The sequence below is a fragment of the uncultured Planktosalinus sp. genome (assembly GCF_963973675.1).
Taxonomy (GTDB): Bacteria; Bacteroidota; Bacteroidia; order Flavobacteriales; family Flavobacteriaceae; genus Planktosalinus.
Window position 1 is genome coordinate 1 of record NZ_CAXBAN010000094.1, and the last position, 8,075, is coordinate 8,075.

Genomic DNA, 8,075 nt, shown 5'->3' on the forward strand with positions numbered 1-8,075 from the left:
CTTTTAATCACAAAATTAGGAGTGGCAATCAATCCTTCACCATTTCGAATCACACCTCCTATAATCGCGGAGCGTGTAAAATCGAGTGAACGGATGGTCTTCTCGGAAACATAAGATTTTGCAGAAACCTCAAATTCCAGTAACTCTGCATTCATATTAGTGAGCTTGGTCATAGCAACTACCTCACCTTTTCTAATATATCTGAAAATATCGTTGGCTGCCAAAAGTTTTTTATTAATTAAGGTATCGATTCCTATTGACTGCGATAATTGAAAATAATCCATATTCTCAACTAATGCTATAGTTTTTTTCACTCCTTTGGATTTAGCAACCAGGCAAGACATTATATTGGTTTCACTGTTTCCGGTTACGGCTATAAAAGCATCCATATCGTGGATTGACTCTTCCTCCAGCAATTCAACGTTTCTTCCATCACTATTGATTACCAGAATGTTGGGCAACATATCAGCAAGGTCAAATGCTTTTTGTTTGTCGCTTTCTATGAGTTTAACCTTAAAGTGGCTTTTACACAGTTCTCGAGCAGTTTTAAAACCAATCTTACTTCCTCCCAAGATCATGACATTTTTGATATCTTCCCTTATTTTTCCGGTGAGTTTGTAGACTTCTTCTACGCCCTCCAAAGTTGTTAAAAAATAAACCTGGTCTCCTTCTTTATAAACTGTATCTCCACGTGGTATTAAAGTATATTGGGTTCCAAAACGCTGAATAGCAATTGGTATAAACTCAATACCGGGATAGACTTCAGCAGCTTCTTTGACTGTTTTACCTACAAACATAGCAGTTCTTGGAAGTTTGATTCCAAACATTGTGAGTACTCCGTCATCAAATTGATAGGTATTGCTAAAAGCACTTTGGTTTAATAAGAGCTCAATTTCTGCGGAAGCAAGAGATTCTGGCGAAATCAATTCATCAATGCCAAAAGTCGAAAAACCTATTTCATCTTTATTTTTAATCCATTCAGTATTTGAAATACGTGCAATGGTTTTTTTGGCACCCATTTGTTTAGCTATAAAACAAGCTGTAATGTTTGTGGTTTCGCTGGAAGTAACCCCTATAAGCATATCTGCTCGTTCTACCTGAGCATCTTTCAAGACTGAAGGTGATGTACAATCACCTTTTAGAACTCTTATATCAAGGTGTGCTTCAGCATACGACAAATTGTCTTTAATATTGTCAATTAATATGATATCCTGAGACTCATAAGACAGTAACTTTGCTAAATGAAAGCCCACTTCACCGGCACCTGCAATTATTATTTTCATTGAGATAAAAATTTACAAACCAAGCTCTTGTTCTTTGTGGTTGTTGAAACGAAAAGTATTACAAAGTTACTATAAAAAAATTCATACAACCGCATTTCATTTAAAATTCTATTATGACAAAAGCAAAGCTAAAATGCTATATTTGCACAAAATATTGATATGAGTGAAAAAGTAAAACCCTACAAAAAATCTGACCTCAACAAAAAAAAGCAGGTGCAAAATATGTTTGATACCATTTCAGGAAATTACGATGGTTTAAACAGGGTTATTTCATTGGGTATTGATAAAAAATGGCGTAAAAAAGTAATCAGGTATGTTATGAAAACTAAACCTGAAACTGTACTTGATATTGCTACCGGTACTGGAGACCTTGCCATTAGTTTTGCTCAATTTGACATTAAAAAAATTGTGGGTTTTGACCTCTCTGAAGGCATGCTTTCCATCGCGAGAAAAAAAGTAATCAAACAAAAACTGGCCGATAAAATTGAATTTATTCAAGGTGATTCTGAAGAGATGCCCTTTGAAGACAATAGTTTTGACGCCATCACAGTAGCATTTGGTGTAAGAAATTTTGAAAATCTTGAAAAAGGGCTTTCTGAAATTTTCAGAGTTTTAAAACCTGAAGGCACTTTTGTGGTTTTGGAAACTTCGGTACCTACTAAAACACCATTCAAACAAGGTTATTTTTTTCACACAAAATACGTGCTTCCATTAGTAGGCAAACTCTTTTCAAAAGATAAGGTGGCTTATAATTATTTAAGTGAAAGTGCTTCAGTATTTCCTTATGGTGAACACTTCAACAATATTTTGAGAAAAACAGGGTTTAAAGAGGTGAAAAATAAACCACAAACTTTTGGGGTTGCAAGTATCTACTTAGCATCAAAATAGATTTATGAAGAATATTTTTTTGGTATTAGCACTTCTCTTTTTGGTTGAAACAGCACAGGCTCAATTATTTTCTAAAGAGCGTCTCGCAAATCTTGAGAACTTTGATCAACGCAGATGGAGCTGGGGTTATTTTTTGGGATTTAATAATTATGACTTTAAATTTAATTATAAAAATGAAACAGGCGAGCCCGATATTGCAGTGGAAACCAACGGAGGTTTTAATGTAGGGTTGATTGGTGACTTGAGACTTAACAACTATTTTAATTTAAGACTCGAACCGGGCCTTTATTACACTGAACGCAATCTAATTTATCCAGGTTTTGAAGAAGAACGCGACTTTTTGAGAGAAGTTAAATCAACTTATATTCATGTACCACTTTTGCTTAAAGTTTCAACTAAAAGGCTAAATAACTTTAAACCTTTTCTTGTTGCAGGCATATCTACATCATTTGATTTAACAAGTGATGAAACAAACCCTGAAGACAACAGTGTTGGCCGATTTAGAATGACGACCAGCAACTACTATTATGAGCTTGGTTTTGGAATTGATTTTTATTTGTTTTACTTCAAGTTTACTCCGTCTATAAGGGGTGTTTTTGCTTTAAATGACGAGTTGATTAGAGATATAGACCCCAACAGTCCTTATACTGTAAATATTGACAAACTTTCTTCAAGAGGGGTTTTTATCAACTTCACCTTTCAATAGAACGGTGAAATTCACTCAATAAAATGGAAGTAGCCATGGCCACATTGAGGCTTTCTGTTTCCATTGAATCCCCAAATTGAGGAATACTTATTTTAATGGTCAAAAATAGCTCCAACTCCTCTGAAATACCTTTACCTTCATTACCCATCAACAATATAGCGTCTTTGGGAAGTTGTTCTTTATAAACAGAATGACCATCCATAAAGGCTGCATAAACGGGCAAGTTGTTTTCACTTTTAAAAAATGAAATCAAATCTTTATAAAAAACAGTTACCCTGGCAAGTGAACCCATTGATGCCTGCAAAACTTTTGGATTAAAACAGTCTACTGTGTCATTAGAACAAATGATTTGCTGCACCCCAAACCAATCACACAACCGTATGATTGTGCCTAAGTTACCGGGGTCTCTAACACCATCCAGAACAACTTGAATTCCTGCATTATGATACTTCTTGAGAGCTGAAATTTCAAAAACTGCCAATGCTGAATTCGGACTTTTCAAGGCACTAATTTTCTTGAGCTCAGCTTCTAAAACTTCAGTTGTTTTAGACTCAGGTATACCAGTAATCATTGAAGTTGCAAAAAGTGAATGCAACTTCCACCCTGCCCGATAAAACTCCTGAATAACTTTTGTACCTTCGACAAAAAATAATTGGTATTTTACTCTATATTTTTTTTGCCGTAAAGACGTTATTAACTTTATTTGACTTTTGCTTACCATGCAAAACTTGTATTTTTGAACACTAATTAATTCACTTTTTGAAAAAGCTATCTACAAAAATACCATTATTTCTGCTAACTCTGTTTATTTTGAGTTCTTGCGACGCCGTTAAAAAAGTTAACGAAAATGATTTATTACTTACTAAAAATACCATTTTAGTTGATGGAGAAGAAAGTACAAATGCCGGCGCATACAGTCAAATAATACAAGACCCCAACTCACGTCTGTTAACAATACCTATAGCACTTCACTTTTACAATCTTGCCAGTGAAAAAACAGATTCTGTTTACTATGCACAACTTTATGAAACCCCTAAAAAAAAGAATCGTCTCTTTACTATTTTTTCACAAAAACAAGTCGAAGAAATTGTCAATTACAAAGTGGGTTTCAATAACTGGATCAAAAATAATGGTGAAGCACCTGTTATAATCAGACAAGAACGTGCAGAACGATCAAAAAACCGTATTGAAGAATATTATAAAAGCTTTGGATGGCTCAATGCCAAAGCCAGTTACGAGATTGTGGAAGACACCGTAAAAGAGAAACGGGCATCCATAATTTACAAAGTAGAAAGACAAAAACCTTATTTTTTAGATTCAATCGTAAAAAAAATTGACTCTCCAATTGTTGACTCCCTTTTCAAAACAACTGAAAGAAAAAGTCTGATCAAACCCGGACAACAATATACCAGAAATAATTTTGCTAATGAAAGAGATCGGGTAACAATTCAAATGCGAAATTCAGGTTTATTTCATTTTAATCAGGAGGCCATATCCTTTATTGCTGACACAGTAAACACAGGACATAAAGCCAATATTGAATACCTCATCAGTGACCGGGCCATACAAATTGGAGACACAACCATTTTGGAACCTTATAAAATCCATAAAGTTCAAAAGATTAACATTATCACAGATTACAGTTTTGAAAATCGCAATAAAAAATTTCAAGACTCCATTGCTTACAACGGCTATAACCTCTATAGTTATGGCAAAATGAGCTATAAGCCCAAAGCCCTTACATTTGCTTCCTTTATAGAACCCGGTAAAATCTTTAAAGATACAGACCGCACCTTAACCTACAATCATTTAAGTGAACTCAGAGTGTTTAGATACCCAAATATCAATTACGAAATTGATCCGGCAGACAGCACACAAACTGATTTGACAGCAACCATCTTATTAACCCCCCGAAAGAAGTTTGGAGCTAGTTTTGATGTAGATGTTTCCACTTCTAGTATTCAGGATATAGGAATTGGTTTCAGCACATCCTTCTTAACTAGAAATGTATTCAAAGGTGCCGAAACACTTGAAATCTCTGCAAGGGGAAGTATTGGTTCCTCAAAAGATGTCGCTGAAAGAGACAGTCGGTTTTTCAATCTTTCTGAAGTTGGTGGGGACATAAAACTAGGAATACCGCGAATTTTGTTTCCCTTAAACACTGAAAACATCATTCCAAAATACATGTCGCCTTACACAAATATAAGTGTAGGTGCCAGCAGCCAAAGGAACATAGGATTGGACAAACAAACCACCAATCTGATTTGGAATTACAAATGGAGCCCAACACGCATTCACACTTATAGAATGGATTTGGCAAATATTCAATACATCAGAAATTTAAATACAGGAAATTACTTCAACGTATATAAAAATTCTTATGACCGTTTAAACGAAATTGCTCTTGAAAATAGTGCAAACATCAATCCTTTATATTTTAATTATGACGATGACAGCAACCCCCAGTCTCTAATAATTCCCGAAGGAACTGATGGTTTTCTTTCTGATTTTAACCAAACCGATTTGGAAGGGTTTTCAGCAGAAGAACAACAAACAATCAGAAATATAAATCAACAAAAGGAACGTCTTACAGAAAACAACCTGATTTTTGCTTCAAATATTTCCTGGATTAGAGACTCTAGGCAAACTGTTTTTGACAACGAGTTTTCTCGTATCAGGCTAAAGCTTGAATTTGCAGGAAATGTCCTTTCAGGTATCTCTTCACTTGCAGGAATTGAAAAAAACAATAACAACAACTATGAGGTTTTCAATGTCACTTTTTCTCAATATGTAAAATTTGATGCTGAATATGTTAGGTATTGGGAAATCAACAAACAAACTCACGTTGCCATGCGTCTTTTTGGAGGAATTGCCATTCCTTATGGAAATTCCAACAGCATCCCTTTTAGCAGAAGTTATTTCGCAGGAGGACCAAATGACAACAGAGGATGGCTTCCTTTTAGGTTAGGTCCCGGAGCCAGTAACAGAGGAGATGAGTTTAATGAAGCAAACCTAAAACTGGCCGCCAATTTAGAATACCGCTTTACAATTTTAGGTTCAATAAAAGGTGCTTTGTTTGTAGATACAGGAAATATTTGGAATGCACTTGACAATATTAACGATGAAAAATCAACTTTTGAGGGATTTTCTGACTTGAAAGATATCGCGGTAGGTTCAGGTTTTGGATTGAGGTATGATTTTGGCTTTTTTGTGCTTAGAGGAGACCTGGGTTTTAAAACCTACAACCCGGCCAGAGAGGAAGGTGACCGATGGTTTAAGGAATACAACTTTAGTAATACTGTCTTAAACATTGGGATAAACTATCCTTTTTAAGTTTATATTTTTATACTTTTGTAGTTCTCAAAATACTACTCAATTATGGCAAGTCACAATATAGAGCCCGGTGTTGCAACCGGAAAAAAAGTTCAGGAAATCCATCAGCTAGCTAAAGCAAAAGGTTTTGCCCTACCTGCTGTCAATGTTGTTGGGTCCAATTCAATCAATACCGTTTTGGAAACAGCTGCGACTTTAAATGCTCCCGTTATCATTCAATTTTCAAATGGAGGTGCACATTTTAATGCAGGAAAAGGACTTTCAAATGAAAACCAACAAGCTGCTATTGCCGGTGGTGTTTCTGGTGCTAAACACATTCACGAACTTGCTAAAACCTATGGAGCAACTGTTATAGTACACACAGACCATTGTGCAAAAAAACTATTACCCTGGATTGATGGCCTTTTGGATGCAGGTGAATCACATTTCAAAAAATACGGTATTCCTCTTTATAGTTCTCATATGCTGGACCTATCAGAGGAACCCATTGAGGAAAACATTGAAATTTCAAAACACTACCTTGAGCGGATGAGCAAAATGGGAATGACTTTGGAAATCGAACTGGGAATTACAGGCGGCGAAGAAGATGGTGTAGACAATACTGGTGTAGACTCCTCAAAACTCTATACCCAACCGGAAGAAGTTGCTTATGCGTATGAAGAGCTAAGTAAAGTAAGTGATCAATTCACTATCGCTGCTGCTTTTGGAAACGTTCATGGTGTTTATAAGCCTGGAAACGTAAAGCTCACTCCGGTAATTCTTAAAAACTCTCAGGAATTTGTACAAAAGAAATTCAATATCGGGCACAACCCTATCGATTTTGTCTTCCATGGAGGAAGTGGCTCCTCAGTTGAAGAAATAAGAGAAGCTATTGGTTATGGTGTTGTAAAAATGAATATTGACACTGATCTCCAGTTTGCATTTACAGAAGGCATCAGGGACTATATGATCAACAATATTGACTATTTAAAAACACAAATTGGAAACCCTGATGGAGAGGCACTTCCAAACAAAAAATACTACGACCCCAGAAAATGGTTGCGAGAAGGTGAAGTCACTTTCAAAAAACGACTGGAACAGGCTTTTAAAGACCTGAATAACATCAATACACTTTAAAAATAATATTGTCAACTAAAAAAAGTTAATCCTATGGCTTGGTTTAAAAGAACAAAAAAAGGAATACAAACCCCTACAGAGAATAAAAAAGACGTTCCTAAAGGACTTTGGTATAAATCCCCTACAGGTAAAATTGTAGATGCTGAAGAATTGGCAAAAAACTTCTATGTGAGCCCGGAAGACGGCTATCATGTTCGTATAGGAAGTAAAGAATATTTTGAGATACTTTTTGATGACAATAAATTTAAAGAACTTGATAAAAATTTAACTTCAAAAGACTCCTTGAAGTTTGAAGACACAAAAAAATACCCGGACAGACTCAAAGAAGCTGAAAAAAAGACCGGATTGAAAGATGCTGTTAGAACTGCAGTCGGAAAGTCTATGGGTGAAGACCTTGTAATTGCTTGTATGGATTTTACATTTATAGGAGGCTCTATGGGTGCCGTTGTGGGTGAAAAAATTACCCGTGCGGCGGACTATGCCCTTAAAAAGAAAATCCCATTATTAATAATTTCTAAAAGTGGTGGAGCCCGCATGATGGAAGCTGCTTTTTCATTGATGCAACTGGCAAAAACATCAGCAAAATTAGCACAGCTTTCAGACGCAAAAGTACCTTATATTTCATTATGTACAGACCCCACAACCGGAGGAACTACTGCTTCGTTTGCCATGCTTGGAGACATCAATATTTCAGAGCCGGGAGCATTGATAGGATTTGCAGGCACCAGGGTGGTTAGAGATACTACTGG

At 35.9% G+C, this 8,075-nt stretch carries 7 protein-coding genes; 5 read left to right on the top strand and 2 right to left on the bottom strand.

What is annotated here, in order from left to right:
* Positions 1–1,283, bottom strand: a 1,283-nt coding sequence (trkA, locus tag AACY61_RS05230) for a Trk system potassium transporter TrkA (protein WP_339610531.1), incomplete at its 3' end; no start/stop codon positions are given.
* Positions 1,284–1,442: 159 nt separating this feature from the next.
* Between trkA and ubiE the strand changes: the two genes are divergently transcribed.
* On the top strand, positions 1,443–2,171 hold the full coding sequence (ubiE, locus tag AACY61_RS05235; protein ID WP_339610532.1) for a bifunctional demethylmenaquinone methyltransferase/2-methoxy-6-polyprenyl-1,4-benzoquinol methylase UbiE: 729 nt from the start codon (positions 1,443–1,445) through the stop codon (positions 2,169–2,171).
* A 4-nt stretch (positions 2,172–2,175) separates the two neighbouring features.
* Positions 2,176–2,877, top strand: a complete 702-nt coding sequence (locus AACY61_RS05240; RefSeq protein ID WP_339610533.1) for a porin family protein — start codon at positions 2,176–2,178, stop codon at positions 2,875–2,877.
* Here AACY61_RS05240 and AACY61_RS05245 read toward each other — a convergent pair.
* A complete protein-coding gene (locus tag AACY61_RS05245) occupies positions 2,864–3,448 on the bottom strand; it encodes an RNA methyltransferase (RefSeq protein WP_339610534.1) in 585 nt (194 codons plus the stop codon). The genes AACY61_RS05240 and AACY61_RS05245 overlap by 14 nt on opposite strands.
* Positions 3,449–3,687: 239 nt before the next feature.
* On the opposite strand from AACY61_RS05245, the gene AACY61_RS05250 reads away from it, so the two are divergent.
* The 3 genes from AACY61_RS05250 to AACY61_RS05260 form a co-directional block, all read left to right on the top strand.
* Complete coding sequence (locus tag AACY61_RS05250; RefSeq protein WP_339610535.1) at positions 3,688–6,210, top strand: BamA/TamA family outer membrane protein; 2,523 nt, start codon at positions 3,688–3,690, stop codon at positions 6,208–6,210.
* A 45-nt stretch (positions 6,211–6,255) separates the two neighbouring features.
* On the top strand, positions 6,256–7,326 hold the full coding sequence (gene fbaA, locus AACY61_RS05255) for a class II fructose-bisphosphate aldolase (protein WP_339610536.1): 1,071 nt from the start codon (positions 6,256–6,258) through the stop codon (positions 7,324–7,326).
* A 33-nt stretch (positions 7,327–7,359) separates the two neighbouring features.
* On the top strand, positions 7,360–8,075 hold a 716-nt coding region (locus AACY61_RS05260), incomplete at its 3' end, for an acetyl-CoA carboxylase carboxyltransferase subunit beta (protein ID WP_339610537.1).

Excerpts from the sequence above, each read along its gene's own strand:
- AACY61_RS05245 (WP_339610534.1), bottom strand. The coding sequence starts at position 3,448 with ATGATTACTGGTATACCTGAGTCTAAAACAACTGAAGTTTTAGAAGCT.
- fbaA (WP_339610536.1), top strand. The coding sequence starts at position 6,256 with ATGGCAAGTCACAATATAGAGCCCGGTGTTGCAACCGGAAAAAAAGTT.
- AACY61_RS05240 (WP_339610533.1), top strand. The coding sequence starts at position 2,176 with ATGAAGAATATTTTTTTGGTATTAGCACTTCTCTTTTTGGTTGAAACA.
- ubiE (WP_339610532.1), top strand. The coding sequence starts at position 1,443 with ATGAGTGAAAAAGTAAAACCCTACAAAAAATCTGACCTCAACAAAAAA.